General features: G+C 37.5%; 22 protein-coding genes. 12 read left to right on the top strand and 10 right to left on the bottom strand.

The features are described 5' to 3' along the window. Positions 1–118: 118 nt before the first annotated feature. Positions 119–865, bottom strand: a complete 747-nt coding sequence (locus PXC01_RS01855) for a hypothetical protein (RefSeq protein WP_276470674.1) — start codon at positions 863–865, stop codon at positions 119–121. A 62-nt stretch (positions 866–927) separates the two neighbouring features. After that, positions 928–1,683 carry a sulfite exporter TauE/SafE family protein gene (locus PXC01_RS01860; RefSeq protein ID WP_276470675.1) on the bottom strand — a complete coding sequence of 252 codons (756 nt, stop codon included), beginning with the start codon at positions 1,681–1,683 and terminating at the stop codon, positions 928–930. A 75-nt stretch (positions 1,684–1,758) separates the two neighbouring features. On the opposite strand from PXC01_RS01860, the gene PXC01_RS01865 reads away from it, so the two are divergent. Both PXC01_RS01865 and PXC01_RS01870 read left to right on the top strand, forming a co-directional pair. Beyond that, on the top strand, positions 1,759–3,570 hold the full coding sequence (locus PXC01_RS01865; RefSeq protein WP_276470676.1) for a sodium:solute symporter family protein: 1,812 nt from the start codon (positions 1,759–1,761) through the stop codon (positions 3,568–3,570). Between the two features lie 7 nt (positions 3,571–3,577). After that, on the top strand, positions 3,578–4,666 hold the full coding sequence (locus PXC01_RS01870) for an acyltransferase family protein (RefSeq protein WP_276470677.1): 1,089 nt from the start codon (positions 3,578–3,580) through the stop codon (positions 4,664–4,666). A gap of 4 nt (positions 4,667–4,670) precedes the next feature. Here the strand turns inward: PXC01_RS01870 and PXC01_RS01875 are convergent, their stop codons facing one another. Continuing rightward, a complete protein-coding gene (locus tag PXC01_RS01875) occupies positions 4,671–5,255 on the bottom strand; it encodes a riboflavin synthase (protein ID WP_276470678.1) in 585 nt (194 codons plus the stop codon). A 138-nt stretch (positions 5,256–5,393) separates the two neighbouring features. On the opposite strand from PXC01_RS01875, the gene pdxA reads away from it, so the two are divergent. The 10 genes from pdxA to PXC01_RS01925 all read left to right on the top strand — a co-directional run bounded on the left by pdxA (position 5,394) and on the right by PXC01_RS01925 (position 14,342). Continuing rightward, the gene (pdxA, locus tag PXC01_RS01880; RefSeq protein WP_276470679.1) at positions 5,394–6,446 is read left to right on the top strand and encodes a 4-hydroxythreonine-4-phosphate dehydrogenase PdxA; all 1,053 of its coding nucleotides are present in this window, start codon (positions 5,394–5,396) and stop codon (positions 6,444–6,446) included. A 122-nt stretch (positions 6,447–6,568) separates the two neighbouring features. Further along, positions 6,569–7,099, top strand: coding sequence for a YceD family protein (locus PXC01_RS01885; RefSeq protein ID WP_276470680.1), 531 nt, complete (start codon positions 6,569–6,571; stop codon positions 7,097–7,099). Between the two features lie 7 nt (positions 7,100–7,106). Then, positions 7,107–7,304, top strand: a complete 198-nt coding sequence (rpmF, locus tag PXC01_RS01890; protein WP_027065618.1) for a 50S ribosomal protein L32 — start codon at positions 7,107–7,109, stop codon at positions 7,302–7,304. 233 nt (positions 7,305–7,537) lie between these two features. Beyond that, entirely contained in the window at positions 7,538–8,530 is a 993-nt protein-coding gene (locus PXC01_RS01895) for a beta-ketoacyl-ACP synthase III (protein WP_276470681.1), read from the top strand. Between the two features lie 33 nt (positions 8,531–8,563). After that, positions 8,564–9,055, top strand: a complete 492-nt coding sequence (accB, locus tag PXC01_RS01900) for an acetyl-CoA carboxylase biotin carboxyl carrier protein (RefSeq protein WP_276470682.1) — start codon at positions 8,564–8,566, stop codon at positions 9,053–9,055. 82 nt (positions 9,056–9,137) lie between these two features. Beyond that, positions 9,138–10,490 carry an acetyl-CoA carboxylase biotin carboxylase subunit gene (accC, locus tag PXC01_RS01905; protein WP_276470683.1) on the top strand — a complete coding sequence of 451 codons (1,353 nt, stop codon included), beginning with the start codon at positions 9,138–9,140 and terminating at the stop codon, positions 10,488–10,490. 87 nt (positions 10,491–10,577) lie between these two features. Continuing rightward, a complete protein-coding gene (locus tag PXC01_RS01910) occupies positions 10,578–11,693 on the top strand; it encodes an NAD(P)/FAD-dependent oxidoreductase (protein ID WP_276470684.1) in 1,116 nt (371 codons plus the stop codon). Positions 11,694–11,864: 171 nt separating this feature from the next. Further along, positions 11,865–12,476, top strand: coding sequence for a hypothetical protein (locus tag PXC01_RS01915; RefSeq protein WP_276470685.1), 612 nt, complete (start codon positions 11,865–11,867; stop codon positions 12,474–12,476). Positions 12,477–12,516: 40 nt separating this feature from the next. After that, positions 12,517–12,933, top strand: a complete 417-nt coding sequence (locus PXC01_RS01920) for a GreA/GreB family elongation factor (protein ID WP_276470686.1) — start codon at positions 12,517–12,519, stop codon at positions 12,931–12,933. A gap of 80 nt (positions 12,934–13,013) precedes the next feature. Further along, the gene (locus tag PXC01_RS01925) at positions 13,014–14,342 is read left to right on the top strand and encodes a GntP family permease (protein ID WP_276470687.1); all 1,329 of its coding nucleotides are present in this window, start codon (positions 13,014–13,016) and stop codon (positions 14,340–14,342) included. 12 nt (positions 14,343–14,354) lie between these two features. On the opposite strand, the gene arfB is transcribed toward PXC01_RS01925, so the two are convergent. From arfB to PXC01_RS01960, 7 genes are all read right to left on the bottom strand, one after another. Further along, a complete protein-coding gene (gene arfB / locus PXC01_RS01930; RefSeq protein ID WP_276470688.1) occupies positions 14,355–14,756 on the bottom strand; it encodes an alternative ribosome rescue aminoacyl-tRNA hydrolase ArfB in 402 nt (133 codons plus the stop codon). A gap of 87 nt (positions 14,757–14,843) precedes the next feature. Continuing rightward, the gene (locus tag PXC01_RS01935) at positions 14,844–15,833 is read right to left on the bottom strand and encodes an ABC transporter ATP-binding protein (RefSeq protein WP_276470689.1); all 990 of its coding nucleotides are present in this window, start codon (positions 15,831–15,833) and stop codon (positions 14,844–14,846) included. Positions 15,834–15,918: 85 nt separating this feature from the next. Further along, entirely contained in the window at positions 15,919–18,075 is a 2,157-nt protein-coding gene (locus PXC01_RS01940) for a prolyl oligopeptidase family serine peptidase (protein WP_276470690.1), read from the bottom strand. An 86-nt stretch (positions 18,076–18,161) separates the two neighbouring features. After that, positions 18,162–19,151, bottom strand: a complete 990-nt coding sequence (locus PXC01_RS01945; RefSeq protein ID WP_276470691.1) for an aspartate-semialdehyde dehydrogenase — start codon at positions 19,149–19,151, stop codon at positions 18,162–18,164. 241 nt (positions 19,152–19,392) lie between these two features. Further along, positions 19,393–19,794 carry a large conductance mechanosensitive channel protein MscL gene (mscL, locus tag PXC01_RS01950; RefSeq protein WP_276470692.1) on the bottom strand — a complete coding sequence of 134 codons (402 nt, stop codon included), beginning with the start codon at positions 19,792–19,794 and terminating at the stop codon, positions 19,393–19,395. A gap of 85 nt (positions 19,795–19,879) precedes the next feature. Further along, positions 19,880–20,986: an alanine racemase gene (gene alr / locus PXC01_RS01955; RefSeq protein WP_276470693.1), complete on the bottom strand. Its 1,107-nt coding sequence runs from the start codon at positions 20,984–20,986 to the stop codon at positions 19,880–19,882. Next, on the bottom strand, positions 20,979–21,623 hold the full coding sequence (locus PXC01_RS01960; RefSeq protein WP_276470694.1) for a thymidine kinase: 645 nt from the start codon (positions 21,621–21,623) through the stop codon (positions 20,979–20,981). The genes alr and PXC01_RS01960 overlap by 8 nt, the downstream gene beginning before the upstream one ends. Positions 21,624–21,654 lie beyond the last annotated feature (31 nt).

Consider the following 21,654-nt stretch of genomic DNA (forward strand, 5'->3'; position numbering starts at 1 on the left):
GAGAATAATTAATCTAAATCTAAAAACTCAATCCTTAACTAAGCATAATAAGCACAGCTCCCACAGAAATCAACACCAACATAATCCTATTAATTGGACTTGTATCTTTAGTAATATATTATTTGCCTACTATTTGAATTTTGCCACATTTTGCATGCGATGTCCAAATCTTAGATGACACAAAATTGTATCTCAATAGCATTTTCCAACTTTCATTGTGGTATCTATATAGTAGGGTGTAACCTTCACCTTTACAACGGTGGTTTTCAAAAACAAAAGTTTTAGCATATTTATAGTCTTTCGAAAATATTGGCTTAGAAATTTGAAAGTATATATTATCTTCTTCATTAATTTCCTCGTCAATTTCCCAAGCTTTAACCAGTTCTTCGTTAAGTTTTTTATTTTCCCAAATCTTATTTTTATTCCAAAGAAGTTTTTTCTTTACTACTATAGAATGGCGCTTTTTATATCTTAAAATACTATCGTATTTCTCGTGACTAATATTATACTTTACAAAAATGATACTCTTTGCTAGAGGTGGAGAAAATCTTTTATACTTATTACTAGACAGATATTTTACATTTTTTAAAGAGTAGTTTGTCCAGTCTATAGTTTTCTCATTTGATTTATATATCAAGTCTAAAGGAAAATTATTATCAAGTAATTTTAATTCTCTTATTTGATATTTTTGAAGCGAATCGTTTATAATAGGTTCTTCTAAACCTTCTTTAAATAATAAATATTGCTCAAAGTCTTTCGGGAAATTATGATCAATAACACTTTCAACTAAACTTGTAGTCATCGAATCTTGACCGAATATATTTAAGACAGAAAAAATTGAAAGTATTAAAATATAATTTTTCATCTAGTATCGAAAAAGGTCTTTAAAATTGATTTTTACACCAAAATAACTCAAACTTAAAAATTCTAACTAAGCATAATAAGCACAGCACCCACAGCGGTTAAAACCAAAATCATCTTTCTAAAAAATGCTTCCTTAATATATTTGATGAATTTTACACCTGCGAAAAACCCTAAAAGAATACCCGGTAAGAGCATTAAATTCAGTTGTAAAGTTTCAATGGATATGGTTTTCCAAACAAAAAAATGAAAGGGAAGTTTAATGATATTCACGATTAAAAACAACCAAGCGGCAGTACCTATAAATTGGTTTTTTGGTAAGCGCATTGCTAGAAAGTAAATGTTCGAAAAAGCTCCGGCCAAATTGCCCACCATAGTGGTTATACCGGCTATGGTACCAATAGCACCGGCAAATGTCCAATGTGAGGGTACATTCTTATCTTTTTTTCGGTCCCAATAAAACATCATGCCCACGGTAATGATAATTATGGTTGCCATGGCTATTTTAAAAAATTTTTCAGGCAGTTCATTTCCAATAAAAACACCAATGAGCAAACCTAAAAGCATCCACGGTAGTACTTTAAAAACATATTTCCATTGTGTGTATCGGTTATAATAGATTACGGCAAAAATATCCGCAAGAACAAGAAGCGGTACTACCATGCCTGTAGACTGTCTTGCGCCAAAAGCCAAAGCCATGATTGTAACGTTTAAAACGGCAATTCCTTTAATGCCCGCCTTGGATAATCCTATGATAAACGTAGCAATTGACGCCAGGATCCAGGCCGTTGGGGTAATTTCAGTAGTTATTGATAGAAGCACGTGGTACGTTTAGCGTATTAGATATAAAAATGTCCTAAAATAATATATCTTTAACAATCAACCTAAAACCATTTTATGGAACTCAGTACGTTAGACTATACTTTTATTATAGTTTTCTTTTCCCTTGTCTTAGGCATAGGGTTTTATGTTTCAAAAACATCTGGTAAAAATTCATCGGAGTTTTTTCTATCGGGCCGTACAATGCCATGGTGGTTATTAGGTCTTTCAATGGTGGCAACTACATTTTCAACAGATACCCCCAATTTGGTGACCGATATTGTGCGAACAAACGGAGTATCCGGCAACTGGGTCTGGTGGTGTTTTTTGATTACAGGTATGTTAACCGTTTTCGTGTATGCAAAATTATGGCGTAAATCAAATGTAAATACAGATTTAGAGTTTTATGAAATGCGCTACGGCGGTAAACCGGCAAGTTTTTTAAGAAAGTTCAGGGCGGTTTATTTAGGGGTGATTTTCAATGTGATAACCATGTCTGCCGTAACATTGGCAGCGATAAAAATTGGTAGTATTATGCTGGGCTTAGAACCTTGGCAAACGGTAGTCAGTGCAGGTCTTATAACGGTAACTTTTAGTGCGCTTGGCGGATTCAAAGGAGTGGTGTATACCGATTTTTTGCTATTCTTTGTTGCCATGGTAGGCGCAATAGGTGCAGCATATTATTTAGTGAATATACCTGAAGTTGGTGGTATAGAAGCGTTAATGGCGAATGAGAACGTAGCTTCGAAATTGAACATATTACCAGATTTCAGTAATAAGAAGGCATTGATTACCTTATTTATTATTCCCCTTGCCGTGCAATGGTGGAGCTCTTGGTACCCAGGTGCAGAGCCAGGTGGTGGTGGTTATATAGCGCAACGTATGTTGGCGGCAAAAGATGAAAATCACGCCATTGGGGCAACCTTCTTTTTCAATATTATGCACTACGCTCTAAGACCATGGCCATGGATTTTAGTGGCATTGGCATCTATTGTAGTGTACCCAGATTTAGCGAGCATACAAGAAGCTTTCCCAAATGTAACGGCAGATAAATTAGGTCATGATTTGGCATATTCTGCTATGCTGACCAAACTACCTAGCGGATTATTAGGTGTGGTATTGACTTCTTTGGTGGCGGCTTATATGAGTACTATTAGTACGCAGTTAAATTGGGGGTCGTCTTACATTGTTTTTGATTTTTACAAACAACAGATAAATCCTGATGCATCAGAAAAAAGATTGGTTGCAGTAGGTAGAATTTCTACTATTGTTTTAATGTTGTTCAGTGCTGCATTGGCGCTGTTACTGCAAAATGCACTACAGTTATTCGATATTTTGTTGGCATTCGGTGCAGGAACAGGATTGATATTTATTCTAAGATGGTTCTGGTGGAGAATTAATGCGTGGAGCGAGATTACTGCAATGTTTGCATCGGGTATTATCTCTATCATATTAAAATTGACTCCCGTAGGTGCCTATCTTTTTGCGACGGAAACTGGGGTACTGCCAGATTGGTCAGAATATATATTCATAGTTGTGGTAACGACTGTCATTTGGTTAGTGGCGACATTTATGACCCAGCCTGAATCTAACGATACTTTAAGAAGCTTCTACAAAAAAATTCAGCCAGGTGGTCCGGGTTGGTCAAAAGTGGTTGCCGATGCAAATAAAGATGCAGTAGAAATTGTAAAGGATAAAGAGAAGTGGAGTGTTCCGGCCGGCGTAACGGCAATGTTGTTAGGGGTAATTCTTATTTATTCTATAATGTTTGCAACAGGATATTGGATCTATGGTAGAACCACACAGGCTATTGTTTTAACCGTAATTTCTGCAATTGCAGGGGCATTGTTGGTAAAAGCTTGGAATCGCTTAAAAGGGAACATCTTATAATGCGAAGATGAAAAAGGATAGAATTTTATCGGTCGATATCTTTAGGGGAGCCACTATCCTTTTAATGGTCTTGGTAAATACACCGGGAACATGGTCTAATGTGTATGCCCCTTTCTTGCATGCCGATTGGCATGGATATACACCTACCGATTTAGTTTTTCCGTTCTTCCTATTTATAGTGGGTACATCAATTACATTCTCCTATAAAAACAGAACTGTAGATGCTGCTGCCTATAAAAAGATTGCCATTAGAGCATTGAAGTTAATTGCATTGGGTCTTTTCTTAGGAGCATTTCTTATTCATTTTCCGTTCTTTAAAAGTTTCAGTGATATTCGTTTTCCTGGGGTATTGCAACGAATAGGTGTGGTATTCTTCTTTGCGGCGATTTTGTTCATCAACTTGAATTGGAAACAGTTGATTTGGGTGACAGCGATATTATTAATAGGATATTGGCTGCTGATGACATTTATTCCTGTAGAAGGTGTGGCATCTACATTAAAACGAGCACCAAATAATCTTGCGAATTGGATAGATGTAAAAGTTTTTGGTTCTCACAATTACAAAGCAGATTATGACCCAGAAGGATTATTAAGTACTATGCCTTCTATTGCAAGCTCCTTATTGGGAGTTTTTACGGGTCTCATCTTAACCAGTAAACAAGAAAAGAAAGCCACCATATTATTGGGGCTAGGTGGCAGTCTTTTAATCATTGGTCATATTTGGGATATATTCTTTCCCATTAACAAAGCACTATGGACAAGTAGTTTTGTATTGGTAACCGCAGGTTGGGCAAATCTTATTCTAGCATTAATTTATTATTTGACAGATGTAAAGAAAATAGAATTCGGTTCTATATTTAGGTATGCAGGTGCAAATGCCATCGTTATTTATTTTCTATCAAGTTTTATCAGTAAGGTAATGGGTCAAGTACAAATTGGGGACACCTCGTTACATGGGTGGTTGTTCCAAAAAGTATATGTCCATGATTTTTTGGCACTAGAAACATCGTCCCTTTTATACGGATTAAGTGTAGTGCTGTTTTATAGCTTGGTTGGCTATATTCTATATCAGAAAAATATATTTATAAAGGTATAGCCGATTATTTCGCCATCAACTTGGCAACATACTTTCCAATAACATCAAACTCCAAGTTTACAATAGTTCCCGGTTTGTACGTATTAAAACGTGTATGCTCATACGTATAAGGTATAATCGCTACTTGAAAAGTATTTTTGCCGGAATTTACTACAGTTAAACTTGTACCGTCTATGGTAATAGATCCTTTTTCAATGGTAGGGTTGCCAGTTGCGGCATCATAGGTAAATGAAAAAATCCAGCTACCGTTATCCTCCTTAACACTTGTACACTCACCGGTTTGATCCACATGGCCCTGAACAATATGCCCGTCTAATCTAGATCCTAAAATCATGGCACGTTCCAAGTTTACAAGGTCATTGGTTTTAAGCGTATTCAGGTTGGTCTTATTTAACGTTTCGGCAATAGCTGTTACGGTATACGTAGTATCGGTAAGGCTAACAATTGTTAGGCAAACACCGTTATGTGCCACACTTTGATCTATTTTAAGTTCAGGTGTCAAGCTAGATTCTATGGTAATATCTAAGTTTCCGCCTTTGGCTTCAAGAGAAGTAACCTTGCCTAATGTTTCAATAATTCCCGTAAACATGTGTCGTTTAATTTAAGTAATTTTGTGCTTTAATAAGAGTCCCATTGTTTTAATTGGGACAACCACTTTGCTTCTCCTTTTTGGAAAGATAAAACCAATTTTAAGGTTTTAAGTGGGGTTACAAAGGTACAGATTATCATGGAGGAAAATAAGAAAATAAGGTTAGGTATCTCAATAGGAGACTTAAACGGAATAGGTTGTGAAGTTGCTTTGAAAACATTTGAAGATAGTAGAATGCTTGATTTCTGTACACCCGTTATTTTCGCCTCTAACAAGACCGTTTCCTTTCAAATGAAGCAGTTGAAACTTAATGTGGTATTCAACGGTATACCAGATGCGTCAAAAGCCATCGATAATAAGGTCAATATTGTAAATGTTTGGAAAGAGGTGCCAAGAGTAGATTTTGGTCAAGCGACCAAAGCCGGTGGTGAATATGCTATAAAATCTTTACGAGCAGCGGTAGATGCATTGAAGAAAGGAGATATAGATGTATTGGTAACGGCACCGATCAATAAGAATAATATTCAGTCAGACGAATTCAAATTCCCGGGGCATACAGACTTTTTAGCCCAAGAGCTAGATGGTGAAAGTCTAATGTTTATGGTAACGGATACCTTAAAGGTAGGTTTGTTGACCGATCACGTAGCGGTAAAAGATGTTTCTGCGGCCATAATACCTAGGCTGATACGCGATAAGATCAATACCATTGAGAAATCTTTGAAGATGGATTTTGGCATTCGCAAACCAAAAATAGCCTTGTTAGGTATAAATCCACATAGTGGAGATAACGGGGTAATAGGCAAAGAGGACGATGAGGTAATGAAGCCGGTAATAAAAGAAATGGCAAATATGGGTCATTTAGTATACGGTCCGTACTCGGCAGATAGTTTTTTTGGCTCAGACGGTTATAAAAAGTTCGATGCAATTTTGGCGGCATACCACGATCAAGGACTAATTCCGTTTAAAACAATATCATTTGGTCAAGGCGTAAATTTTACGGCAGGGTTAAGTAAGGTAAGAACATCGCCAGATCATGGAACAGCGTATGAAATAGCAGGAAAAGGTATGGCAGACGAGAGTTCTTTTAAAGAAGCGGTCTTTATGGCGTTGAAGATTTTTAAGAATAGGACCGAGTATGAAGAGCTCACAAAAGACGTATTAAAAAAGCAACGTTTAAAGAGAGAACGTTAAAATTTAGTTCCATTAAAAAGTTATAAAGATAAATAGTTGATAACTATTGTCTTTTATCAAAATTATAGTATCTTTGCACCCGCCTTTTGTGGGCGATTAGTGTTAATTTAAGTGTGTACGTGATGAAGCAAAAGGAGTTCAATATTCCTTTCTCAGGATTGAAGCAAGGAAAACACAACTTTAATTACCAGATTGACAATACGTTCTTTGATTCTTTTGGATATGATGAGTTCAATGCTGCCAACATCAATTTAGATGTAGTACTTCATAAAACAAGTACAATGATAGAGGTTGATATGGAAGCATCTGGAACAGTGAATGTTGATTGTGACATTACCAGTGAACCGTATGATCAAGCTATAAGCGGAGATTTACATTTAGTGGTAAAGTTTGGTGAAGAGTATAATGACGAGAATGATGAAATACTGATTCTTCCTCATAATGAGCACCAATTGAATATTGCGCAATACGTGTATGAAATGCTAGTATTGGCAGTTCCGCAAAAAAGAATTCATCCTGGTATTGAAGATGGCACTTTAGAATCTGAAGTGTTAGACAGGTTAAAGGAGCTTCAACCAAAAGAGAAAAGATCAGATAAAGAAGAAAACGATCCCCGATGGGACGAATTAAAGAAACTATTAACGGATAAATAAGGTTTAAATGGCACATCCTAAAAGAAAAATTTCCAAAACAAGGAGAGACAAAAGAAGAACACATTATAAAGCAGTAGCACCAACATTGGCTACCGATTCTACAACTGGCGAGACTCACCTTTTTCACAGAGCTCACTGGCACGAAGGAAAATTACATTACAGAGGTCAAGTTTTGGTTGACAAAACTGAAGAAGCAGAAGCTTAAGACCTTATTACATTATACTATGCTCCCACTTCATTTGAAGTAGGGAGTTTTTTTTAGCCCAATTTGTATTTTAGGACCTTGTTACTCAGATAAATTAAAGGGTAACGGTGGTGAGGCTATTAATTGCAATTTTTCAAAAACCCGATAACTTTACCCAAAAAGTCGTTGAAAATCACTAATTTTCATGACTTTTGACAGGTTTTTTAAGTTTTTTACAAGAAAGCAAATAAAGTATGACCAAAATTACAGCAGCTATTACCGCGGTAGGAGGCTATGTTCCCCAGTTTGTAATGACCAACAAAATGCTTGAGGATTTGGTTGAAACCAATGACGAATGGATCACTACCAGAACGGGCATTAAAGAAAGAAGGGTTTTAAAGAAAGAAGAGGGAGAAGGTACGTCGTATTTGGCCATAAAAGCGGCACAAGACCTAATGGAAAAGAAAGGTCTAAAAGCTTCTGAAATAGACCTTGTTATAGTTGCAACGGCAACACCGGATAGTATGGTGGCATCTACAGCCGCATTCGTTGCTTCGGAAATTGGTGCAGTAAATGCTTTTGCCTATGATTTATTGGCGGCATGTTCAAGTTTTCTTTTTGGCATGTCATCGGCTGCCGGTCATATAGAAACCGGTAGATATAAAAAAGTATTGCTTATAGGTGCAGATAAAATGTCATCTATAATTGATTATACCGATCGTACCACATGTATTATTTTTGGGGATGGTGCCGGTGCGGTTCTTTTTGAACCAAATACGGAAGGTCTTGGCCTGCAAGATGAGTATTTAAGGGCAGACGGTAGCGGTAGACAATACTTGGGTATGGAAGGCGGCGGTTCGTTAATGCCGGCCACTATAGAGAGTGTTACCAATAAAAAACACTTCATTTTTCAAGAAGGAAAAACCGTATTTAAATTTGCCGTCTCCAATATGGCAGATGTAGCGGCCAAGATTATGGATAGAAATGATCTTACCGAGTCAGATGTAGATTGGTTGGTACCGCATCAGGCCAATAAGCGTATTATAGATGCCACTGCCAAAAGAATGGGAGTAGGAGATTCTAAAGTATTGATGAATATTCAACGTTACGGTAATACTACATCGGCAACGTTGCCATTATTATTATTTGATTACGAAAAACAGCTTAAAAAAGGAGATAACCTTGTATTTGCAGCCTTTGGTGGCGGTTTTACATGGGGTTCTATTTACCTTAAATGGGCGTATTAACTAACAACAACTACCAATTATAACTTAGAAAATATGGATATTAAAGAAATTCAAAGCCTTATCAAGTTTGTAGCCAAGTCTGGCGCTAGCGAGGTAAAACTGGAAACGGATGATATTAAGATCACCATTCGTACAGGAAGCTTAACTGGTAACTCTGAACCAACTTATGTGCATACAATGCCTATGGCGCAGCCAGCGGCACCGGCACCAGTTGCTGCAGCACCTGCGGCACCGGCAGAAGCATCTACTCCTGCAGCACCTGCGGCAGAGGCTGAAGATGACAAGTACATTACTATAAAATCTCCAATAATCGGTACGTTCTACAGAAAGCCTTCACCGGACAAACCTGTTTTTGTTGAAGTTGGTGATACTATTGGTACAGGAGATGTACTTTGTGTTATTGAGGCAATGAAATTGTTCAACGACATAGAATCTGAAGTTTCTGGTAAGATCGTAAAGATTTTGGTAGATGATTCTTCGCCTGTAGAGTTTGATCAACCATTATTTTTGGTAGATCCTTCTTAACTAAATTTTGAGTAGTAATTGTTAGATGCCGTAATAACGGTATGTAAGAATCATGTAGAACCAAGAACTTAAAATTTAAAAGATGTTTAAAAAAATACTGATTGCCAATAGGGGAGAAATCGCTTTGCGTGTTATCCGTACCTGTAAAGAAATGGGTATTAAAACGGTAGCCGTTTATAGTAAGGCAGATGAAGAAAGCTTGCATGTGCGTTTTGCAGATGAGGCTGTATGTATTGGTCCTGCTGCTAGTAGCGAATCCTATTTAAAGATCCCGAATATTATTGCTGCTGCCGAGATTACCAATGCAGATGCTATTCACCCAGGTTATGGTTTTCTTTCAGAAAATTCAAAGTTCTCACGTATATGTGCAGAACATGATATAAAATTTATTGGTGCCTCTGGTGATCAAATAGATAAAATGGGAGATAAGGCTACGGCCAAAGAAACCATGAAACAAGCCGGTGTACCTTGTGTACCAGGGTCAGACGGTCTATTAAAAGATGTTGCAGATGCTAAGAAGGTAGCCAAGAAAATGGGCTATCCGGTTATGATCAAAGCTACTGCCGGTGGTGGTGGTAAAGGTATGCGTGCCGTTTTTTCCGAAGATAAAATGGAAGAGCTTTTTGACAGTGCCGTTAATGAAGCAACTGCTGCATTCGGTAATGGTGGTATGTACATGGAAAAGCTGATCGAAGAGCCACGCCATATTGAAATCCAAATTGTTGGTGATCAATTTGGTAAAGCATGTCACTTATCTGAAAGAGATTGTTCTGTACAACGTCGTCACCAAAAGTTAACGGAAGAAACGCCGTCACCTTTCATGACGGATAAGTTAAGAGAGCAAATGGGCGAAGCTGCGGTTAAAGCTGCAGAATACATAAAATACGAAGGTGCAGGGACTATAGAATTTTTGGTAGACAAGCACCGTAAATTCTATTTTATGGAGATGAATACCCGTATTCAGGTAGAGCACCCAATTACAGAACAGGTTATTGATTATGATTTAATTCGTGAGCAAATACTTGTAGCTGCAGGTGTGCCAATTTCAGGGAAAAACTACCTTCCAAAATTACATTCTATAGAGTGTAGAATTAATGCGGAAGATCCTTATAATAACTTTAGGCCATCACCGGGTAAGATTACGACCTTACATACACCAGGTGGTCATGGCGTACGTATGGACACCCATGTTTATAGTGGTTACAGTATTCCTCCAAACTACGATTCTATGATCGCTAAGTTGATTACTACTGCCCAAACAAGGGAAGAGGCAATCAATAAAATGAAGCGTGCTTTAGATGAATTCGTAATAGAGGGAATTAAAACGACCATACCGTTCCACAGGCAGTTAATGGACCATCCAGATTATCTGGCCGGTAATTACACAACAGCTTTCATGGACGATTTTAAAATGGATCCTCAACCAGAAAATTAATAATGAACTCCAACAATTATGTTGGAGTTTTTTTATGCGCTTGTTCCAGATTGATTTTTTATCTTAACTCGTCTTTTGAATACTTCTATGAATTTAAGCTACTGGGAACAAAAATCTTGGTTTTCAAATATCGATTTTACCATTGTTGGTAGTGGTATTGTAGGCTTAAACTGTGCTCTAGAACTAAGAAGAATGCATCCGAAGGCACGAATTCTTGTTTTGGAAAAAGGAAAGCTTCCACAGGGTGCCAGTGCCAAAAATGCAGGGTTCGCCTGTTTTGGTAGTATTTCTGAAATTTTATCGGACTTAAAAACACATTCAGAACAAGAGGTTTTTCAATTGGTACAAGATCGATTTGATGGAATACATTCGCTTCGTACACTTTTAGGTGATAATGCGATCGGGTATCAGAACAATGGTGGACATGAATTGTTTTTAAACAAGGATGTAGCGTTATATGAGAGCTGTTTAGGACAAGTAGAGTATGTCAACGGGTTATTACGGCCCATTTTTGGAAAGGATGCATTCAAAGTTTTACCAAACAGGTTTAAGTTCAGTGGAATTAATGGTAATTATATTTCCCAGATTTATGAAGGACAAATAGATACCGGTAAAATGATGTATTCATTACTGCAATTATCGTATCAAAAAGACATCAATATTTTAAATGGAACAGAAGTAAAGGCTTTTGAAGATTCTGGTGCAGAAGTATTGGTTAAAACCGATGATATGGATTTTACAACCAATAAATTACTGATTGCTACAAATGGCTTTGCCGCCCAATTATTATCTGAGAACGTGGAACCTGCGCGGGCACAAGTGTTGATTACAAAACCAATTAAAGGCCTAAATATTAAAGGAACGTTCCATTTAGAAGAAGGCTATTATTATTTCCGCAATATTGACAATAGAATTTTATTGGGCGGTGGTCGTAATTTGGACTTTAAAGCAGAAGAAACGACAGAATTTGGCAATACCCACTTGGTTCAGAATAAGCTTAATCAATTATTAAAAACAGTCATTTTGCCAGAGCAGTCTTATGAAATTGATTATAATTGGAGCGGTATAATGGGTGTTGGTCAACAGAAGAAACCCATCATAAAGCAAGTTTCTGATAATGTGTCTTGTGGAGTCCGTTTGGGAGGTATGGGTATTGCTATTGGTAGTATTGTTGGTAAAAATTTGGCCAATTTAATAGCGTAGGATAAATACTGTTTATCTCCATTTTTTAAATTCTTATCAAAAAGTCCGGGGCTACTCATCTTTTTATTTATAAATTGGAAATAGCATAGATTGTCAATTGCCAAAATGCACTTATTGGTTTGCCTTAGAACAGTAAATTATTAAGAAGGTTTTTAATCGCACGTATACTATATGAAAACATTGAACAGAAGAGTTACTTCGGCCATGCTTATCACCGTTATAGGTTTAATTTGTCTTAATAGCTGTAGTCTATCAAAAAACCATTACAAGCGAGAGTATGCAAAAGTTTGGAAAGAATATATAAAGAGTGAAGCTTGGAAGCAATCTCTTATTGCCGATAATGCATATAAGGTAAATGATTTATATGCCAGTACAGATGAAGAAATGGTATTGGCAGCTGATGATAATGCTAATTCACGATTTAAATCCAAATACGAATCTTTAGTTTCAAGAGCTTATTTTAAGATTATTACCGAAGCGGAAAAAGCAGATGCCCAAATTACGGCAAACTATAAGTTGCTAAACGATACCGAATCTTCGGTTAGTGTAGATAAGAAGAAGGCCCAAGCCATTACAAACCGTTACGAAGCACATAAGGCAATGTTAAGCGGATTGAAATCGTGGAATATATTCAGTGACGATCGCTCAGGCGATCTGGAATATTTTAAAGCTGAACATGAAATTGAGATTCATAACATGATCAATGGAGGGGAAAGTGATACTCAAATTGTAAATTACTTGATTTATAAACTGGCAGATCTATATCACATTGAAGGAAATTGAATCACTTGAGATTTTAAAAAAAAACGCTTACGACTTTTGCATGAACTTCGTTGACAATAGGTTGACAAGAATACAAAATCAAATTAAGGAGTTGGAGTCGGCACTTGCCTCAGAGACAAAGAGTAGTGCTGGCGATAAGCATGAAACCGGTCGTGCCATGATTCAGCTAGAGCGAGAAAAACTAGGTCAGCAGCTGGCAGAATTAGAAAAAACGCAACAACTATTATCAAAAGTTCCAAAAGATAGAAATGCCCCAACGGTAGGTTTGGGTAGTTTGGTCGTTACAGACGCATTCATTTATTACATAGCAATATCCGCAGGGGAGTTCAAAAGTAAGCCTAAGTCGGTCTACTGCATTTCTGCCGCAACGCCTATTGGTAAGCTTGTGTTTGGTAAAAAAGTAGGAGATGTTTTTAGTTTTAACGGGAAGGAGTTAATTATAGTGAGTATTGGATAGTGTTCATTGTTTTTAAAATTTGTTTCCTTGACACTTTTTAAGTGCTTATGAAGTACTCCAAATAACATAAAAAATAAATCATGGAAATATTCTACTTACTTCTCGCAGTCATTGCCATAATTATATTGACGACAAAACTCAAGATTCATGCTTTTTTAGCATTGTTTATCATTTCCATTTTATACGGTGTTTTTACCGGTATGCCTTATGCTGATATCATTGTATCTATCAATGATGGTTTTGGCGGTACGCTTGGTAAAATAGGGTTGATTATTGTACTTGGGGTAATCATCGGTGCGTTTTTAGAACATACCGGTGGCGCATTTGCAATTGCGGAGAAAGTATTGGGTGTAATAGGGAAGAAACGGGTAACAACCGCAATGGGTATCATTGGTTATATTGTATCAATACCTGTCTTTGCAGATAGTGGCTTTATGTTGCTACATCCCTTAAATAAAAGTCTTTCCAGGAAAGCCAAAATATCAATTGCTGGTCCTGCAATAGCATTAGGTTTGGGCTTAATGGCATCGCATACCATGGTACCGCCAACTCCTGGTCCTATAGCTGCGGCAGGTATTCTTGGGGCAGATTTAGGTTTGGTCATCGCTTTCGGATTTCCAACAAGTATAGTGGCTTTGATTGTAGGAATCGTATTCGCTAAAAAGTATGCATCAAAAACCATGATAGAACCAAATGTTGAAGATGCGCTAGAAGCAGAACAAGACATTAAAGATTCGCCCAGTGCTTTAAAAGCGTCTATACCCATTCTAGTACCTATTTTTCTAATTGTCTTGAAGTCCGTCTTAAATTCCATGGATATTGCACGAGGCAACGGACTTCTGAATTTCATCAATTTTGTGGGTGAACCGGTTATATCATTATTGATCGGCGTATTCTTATGTTTGCTCTTACCTAAAAAATTGAATTATGATATGCTTTCTTCTGCGGGTTGGGTAGGTAAGGCAATTAAAGATGCGGCTTCCATATTATTGATTACCGGTGCTGGCGGAATTTTTGGTAAAATACTACAGAACTCAGGCATCGCAGAAATTTTAGGGCAAACTTTGACCGACTATAACATGGGTATTTTCTTGCCATTTGTATTAGCGGCGGCTTTAAAAACGGCCCAAGGATCTTCTACGGTGGCACTGGTAACGACAGCTTCTATTATTATGCCGATGATGTCGTCTTTAGGTTTTGATACCGAAATACAGAAAGCACTGGTAGTTGTTGTTATCGGGGCGGGTTCTGCGGTAATTTCTCATGCCAATGATAGTTTCTTTTGGGTAGTAACACAAATGAGCGGTATGAACGTAAAAACAGGGTATCGACTATTTGGATTGGGAACGGGAGTTCTTGGTCTTACAGGTGCCATAACCGTGTTTGTATTCTATACTATTTTTGCATAAAAAACAAGAAGCTTAATAATCTGGTTTTCCCCGATTTTGCTTTTTAAGGGATGCAATTTTCTTGCCTTTCAGCCTTTTTTCAATAGATAATCTAGTAGGTCTACTTTTCTTTCTTGCCTTGGGTACAATTAGAGATCTTTCAAGAAGCTTAAAGCATCTTTTAATAATCAATTCTTTGTTTTTATGTTGGCTGCGAGATTCATCGCACTGTAATAGTAAAAAACCTTCTTTACTTAGTTTATTTCCTAATTTGAGAAGAAGCCTCTTTTTTTGTCGATCTGTTAATCCGGCAGAATTTTCTATATGAAAAGATAATTCTACTTTAGAAGATACTTTATTGGCATGCTGACCACCAGGACCGCTACTCCGTATAGCCTTAAATTGTAACTCCGTAAGTATTTGCTCTTTGTTCACAACAAGATTTTAACAAATGTAAACAAAAAGAAATCCTCCTGTAATTGTTAAAAATAGCAATAGATAACTTCTTATAAGGGACTGGAATTAATTGGTCGCAGCTTCCTGTATACGTTGATTGATAGTTTCAATAGCGACGTTCAAGAATACCTCTTTTCCTTTTGGGTATAGTTTATCTGCATTAAAGAAGATGGTTTCATTTTCATCGCTTTTACTCTCCGTTAAGTAATGACTGCCCATTGGGTATGCTTTTTCAACGGTAACATGAAAACCTTGTGAAGGCGATACCCTAAACTCATGTGCATACACAATTATCTTTCTTTTGGTATTCGCATATGTTTTAAGCACATCTATAGAGATCATGCTGGCTTCACCAAAAAGTGATGCAACGTACAGACTTTTTGGATTTTTATAGAGCTCCATAGGTCTTGCCCTGGCTATTATTTCTTTGTCACGTAAAACTACTGCACGATCGGCAAATGGTAAAACATCGTGCACATCATGTGTGGCAACAATGGTGGTAATGAGATTCTCTTTTAAATAATTAAAAATATTACGGCGTAAGCTATTTTTAAGAAAATTGTCAATATGACTAAAAGGTTCGTCTAAAAGAAGCACTTCTGGTTTTTGTGCCAATACTCTAGCCAAGGCAACGCGTTGTTGTTGCCCGCCACTCAAAGTTTTCACCTTTTTATCGGCAAATTCGGTAAGCTCGATCATCTCTAAAAGCTCTTGGGTACGTTCTTTTAATTCATCAGGATAAAATACGGATAGGTACTGGCTTATATTTTCAGAAACGGTAATGAACGGCATCAAATCAAAATCTTGAGACAGGTATTTCATGAAGGGCATACCTGGTACTAGGTGAAATGCAGGGCCTAAAATTTGCTCATCTTCCCAGAAAATTTCGCCTTGTTCCAAATCCATTAAACCATACATTAGCTTGAGCAAGGTACTTTTGCCGCACCCACTTTCACCAATGATAGCCACATGTTCTCCACGTTGAATACGTAAATTAATGGATTCTAAAACTGGAAGTTTATCATATGAAAATGAAAGGTTCTCTACTCGTAACATGCTTTTGTTCTTAGGAATGCAAAATTGAAAAATCCGTTCCAATGTGAAACGGATTTTTCAATAATTTATTGATTTAAGGTAAAGATTACTCCTTAAATTCTTTTAAAACACTTTTATTTGGTAATTCCGTATAACCCATATTATAGAGCGTAAAGCCAAAAATATCTGCATATTGCTCTATGGTTTTGCTCACAGGAGTCCCCGCACCATGACCGGCATTGGTTTCTATACGGATTAATGTGGGGTTGGTACCCTCTTGTTTTTCTTGAAGCTCTGCGGCAAATTTAAAACTATGGGCAGGAACCACCCTGTCATCATGATCGCCCGTGGTAACCAAAGTTGCTGGGTAGGCAGTGCCTGGTTTTACATTGTGTACGGGAGAATAGCCTTTTAAATATTGAAACATCTCCTGGTTATCTTCTGCAGTACCATAATCATACGCCCATCCGGCGCCAGCCGTAAATGTATGATAGCGCAACATATCCATAACCCCAACAGCAGGCAGGGCAACTTGCATTATATCTGGTCTTTGTGTCATGGTGGCACCAACTAGCAATCCGCCATTAGAACCTCCTCGAATAGCCAAATACTCTTTTGATGTATAGTTGTTCGCTATTAAATATTCAGCAGCGGCAACAAAATCATCAAATACATTTTGCTTTTTGGTTTTTATACCCGCATCATGCCATTCTTTACCATATTCGCCACCACCACGAAGATTTGGTACGGCATAAATACCACCTTGCTCCATCCAAACGGCATTACCAATGCTGAATGAAGGGGTTAAGCTTACATTGAATCCGCCATAGGCGTAAAGAATCGTTGGGTTTTTGCCATTCAATTCGGTTCCCTTTTTATAGGTAATGATCATAGGTATTTTGGTGCCGTCTTTTGAAGCGTAAAAAACTTGTTCAGAAGTATAATCTGCAGGATCAAAATCTATTTCAGGTTTCCAGAACAGTTCATATTTACCCGTTGCAGGATTATATTTATAAGTAGAACTTGGTGTATTGTAATTTGTAAACGAGAAATACAGTTCTTTATCCTCTTTTTCGCCATTAAATCCGCCAACAGAGCCAATACCCGGCAATTCTACTTCCCTAATGAGTTTGCCATCATAATCGTATTGTTTTATTTTGGAAATGGCATCGACCATATACTCTGTAAAGAAAAATTCACTTCCGGTAGTAGGATTTAAAACGTGCTCGGTTTCCGGAATAAAATCTACCCAATTTTCAACTTGTGGACTACTGGCATCTACCGTAACAATTTTTTTGTTCGGTGCATTCCTATTTGTAACTATATAAAGTTTAGAGCCAATATTATCAATTACATAATTGTCAGATTCAGTATCTTCTACGATGGGGATAAGTAATCCTTCAGGATCTTCTAGGTCTTTGATAAATAGTTTGTTACCAGAAGTAGAGATAGAGGCGCTAATTAGTAAGTACCTGTTGTCATTAGTTACATATGCACCAATATAGCGATGTTTTTCTGCAGGTGTACCACCAAATATAAGTTCATCATCTTTCTGTGCCGTACCTAGTTTATGATAGTAAACCTTGTGTTGGTCTGTTTTGGCAGAGAGTTCACTACCTCTTGGTTTGTCATAGCTAGAATAATAAAACCCTTTTTTGCGTTTCCAGGATAGTCCGCTGAATTTAATATCGAACAAGGTATCTTCAACAACTTCTTTAGTTTCGGCATTTAGAACAATAGCCTTTCGCCAATCGCTACCACCTTCGGAAATTAGATAAGCAGCTAATGTTCCATCTTTGGTAAAGCTTAAATCTGCCAAAGAAGTTGTACCATCTTCAGAAAAGGTATTTGGGTCTAAGAATACCTCTGGTTCTTCTTCGGCTTTTGTCCTGTAAACTACGTATTGGTTTTGTAGACCGTCGTTTTTTGTAAAATAGGTATAGTCTCCCTTTTTAAAAGGAGAGCCCAACTTTTCATAGTTCCATAATTTTTCTAATCGTTGTTTTAGGTCGTTGCGGAATGGTATTTTTTCTAGGTAACCAAATGTAGTCTTGTTCTGTTGTTTTACCCAAGCTTCGGTTTCTGGGCTTCTATCATCTTCTAACCAACGGTAAGGGTCTTTTACATCAGTGCCAAAATAGTTATCTACGGTATCTACTTTTGCTGTAACAGGATATTTCACGGTAATAGGTTGAGGTTTAGGTTCGTTTTTACAAGAAAAAATGAGCGCAACCAGAAGAAGCGCAGGCATAACTTTTTTCATGAGTAGTTCATTTTCTACTAAAATACCATAAAAAAACCTTCAGAACAGTGATGTTCTGAAGGTTTTAACGTTGTATAGGATATAAATTAAACTAAGCCTTTTTCTACCAAGTATTCTGAAATTTGTACTGCGTTAGTAGCTGCGCCTTTTCTAAGGTTGTCTGCCACGATCCACATATTCAAGGTATTTCTTTGAGTTTCGTCTCTACGTATACGACCTACAAAGACCTCATCTTTATCATGGGCATATATGGGCATAGGGTACGTGTTCGTATCTGGATTGTCTTGAACGGTAACACCTGGCATCTCGTTCAACAGACGGCGTACTTCATTAAGTTCAAAATCATTTTCGAACTCTACGTTTACAGATTCTGAATGTCCGCCAGCGGTAGGTATACGAACGGCGGTAGCACTAATGGAAAAAGTACGGTCATCAAGAATTTTCTGTGGCTCACGGGCCAATTTCATTTCTTCCTTGGTGTATCCGTTTTCCATGAAAATATCGCAATGAGGTAATGCGTTTCTACCAATAGGGTAAGGATATGCCATTTCGCCTTGTACACCTGCAATTTCATTTTCCAGTTGCTTTACTGCTTTTACCCCTGTACCGGAAACCGATTGATAGGTGGAGACAATTACACGTTTCATTTTATATTTATTGTGTAAAGGGTGCAATGCCATTACCAATTGTATGGTAGAGCAATTAGGATTTGCAATTATTTTATCTTCGGCAGTAAGCTCATGAGCATTAATTTCTGGAACAACTAATTTCTTGGTGGGATCCATTCTCCAGGCAGAAGAATTATCTACTACCGTAGTACCCACTTCTGCAAACTTAGGAGCCCATTCTAAGGAAGTATCCCCCCCTGCAGAAAATATGGCAATATTAGGTCTTGCTGCTACGGCATCTGCTAAACCGATGACCGTATGCTCTTTTCCTTTAAAGGTCATCTTTTTACCTACAGAACGTTCAGAGGCTACGAGTAACAACTCCGTTAACGGAAAATTACGTTCGGCCAATACTTTCAACATTACATCGCCTACCATGCCCGTGGCACCTATTACAGCTACTTTCATTTGTAAATCAATTTTATTAAGCGGCAAAAATACGTATTACTGGTACTTGCACAAGTAAAAAATAACAGAATAATTAAAATATAACAAAATGTTTAATTTGTAACATTATTGTTTGTTGTAGAAAGTACGAAAGGGTAGTAAAAAAAGAACCGTCAACAATGTTAGCGAAACAAAGTTGACGGTTTTAATTAATGTAAGTTGCAGTGCAACGGTTCCCTATTATTAGGGAGTATATTTAAGATTACTTTTTTAAAGCATCTCTTATTTCTGCTAATAACTCTTCTGCAGTTGGTCCTGCTGGTGCAGGTGGAGCTGGAGGAGTTTTAGTTTTGTTATAAGCTTTCACGATCATGAACATTACGAAACCTACAATGATAAGGTTAACGATGGTGTTGATCCATGCACCCCAACGAATTGCATTTTCAGCAGTTGTAACGGTACCATCAGCTGCAACAACAGCTTCATCTAAAACGATCTTCATATCGGCAAAATCAATTCCACCAGCGAAGTGACCTACAACCGGCATAACGATGTCGGCAACAAATCCGTTTACTACTAATCCTACTGCTCCGGCCAAAATTACAGCTACAGCAAAATCTATGACGTTACCCGTCATGATAAAATTCTTGAATTCTTTTAACATGTTTACTTAATTTATATTAATGGTTAAATTATAAAAGTAACGCAATTTACTAAAAAAAACGATTCCTTAATGAAATGTTAAGAATTCAATTTATTAAAACTCGTTTTATACGTTGAGAAAGTCCCGTAAGTATTTCATACGTTATGGTTTGTGCGGTTTCTGCAAATTGGTTCGCAGAAAGGTTTTTTCCAAAAATTTCTACTTCGTCCCCTTCCTCACATTCTATATTGGTGACATCTACCATTATCATATCCATACAGACATTTCCAATAATTGGAGCTAGTTTTCCGTGTATGAGTACGTATGTTTTTCCACGGCCATATTCTCGCCCAATACCATCTGCATGACCTAAAGGCAAGGTTGCCGTTACGGTTTTATAATCAGATTTGTATTTACGATTATATCCTACAGACTCCCCTTTTTCTATAATATGTTTTTGTGAGATTATAGTTTTAAGGGTCATTACCGGTCTTAGCTCTGTATCAATTTCTGGCTGGTTTCCGTAACCATATAGTCCAATACCACTTCTGACCATATCATATTGGGCCTGCGCATAATTTATGATACCGGAAGTATTTAGTACATGCTTTAAGGTCCTGTTCTTAAATAGGGTATCTGCCTTTTTGCAAATTGTGTTGAACCGTTGCAGCTGAAGGGTCGTGAAGTCTATTTCATTAGCATCTTCAGTAGCGGCCAAATGAGATAACAATGCCGTTACTTTAACCGCACTTTGTTGTTGAATTAATGTAGAGACCTCCAGTAATTCACTGGCAGAAAAGCCAAGTCTATTGAGACCGGTATTGAATTTTAATTGGATAGGATAATCTGTTTCGCCCAGTTCTTTGGCCGTTGCAATAAAACCGGATAGAATAGCTTTGGAATATATGCTGGGCTCAAGATGATTTTCTATAAGCGTTTTAAAATGAACTTTTTGTGGATGAAGAACCAATATGGGCGCGGTAATACCACCCTCCCTTAGTGTTATGCCCTCGTTTACATAAGCTACTGCAAAATAATCTGCACCCAAATGTTCAAGACGTTTGGCAATAGCGACGGAATCACTGCCATAGGCATAGGCTTTTACCACTGCCATAAATTTAGTTTCAGGCCTAAGTTTAGAGCGTAAATACCTGTAATTATGATCCAACGCCTGCAAGTCAATTTCTAAAACCGTCTCTTCTGCCTTAGCCATTTTCCTTCTTTTTGAGGGTGTCGATTTCCTCAGATTTGACGTCCATTGTTTTAACCTTTTCCTTGAGCATAGCTTTGTAATATGCCCCTCTACTTAAAGGTTCATATTCGTTTACTTCGCCTAGCATGACCAAGTTGTCGTTACTTGATTTTCTAAAACTATAATTGGCAAGGTTACCGGTACGTGTACAAATGGCATGTACTTTGGTAACATATTCTGCCGTTGCCATCAGGGCGGGCATGGGACCAAAAGGTTTTCCTTTAAAGTCCATATCCAGTCCTGCAACAATAACTCTAACACCTTTGTTGGCCAGATCGTTACATACGGTAACTATTTCATCATCAAAGAATTGGGCTTCATCGATACCTATGACATCGCACGTGTCTGCCAGAATACGGATATTGGCTGCTGCGGGTACGGGGGTAGAACGAATTTCGTTGGCATCATGAGATACAACCATTTCATCATCATAACGCGTATCTACCATGGGTTTGAATATCTCAACCTTTAATTTGGCAAACTGCGCTCGCTTTAGTCTACGGATCAATTCTTCTGTCTTTCCAGAAAACATAGACCCGGCAATGACTTCTATCCAGCCGAATTGTTCTTTAGGATTAACTGTGTTTTCAAGAAACATTTTGTAATTTTAGACGAAAATAATCGGTTTT

The sequence above is a fragment of the Maribacter huludaoensis genome (assembly GCF_029350945.1).
Taxonomy (GTDB): Bacteria; Bacteroidota; Bacteroidia; order Flavobacteriales; family Flavobacteriaceae; genus Maribacter; species Maribacter huludaoensis.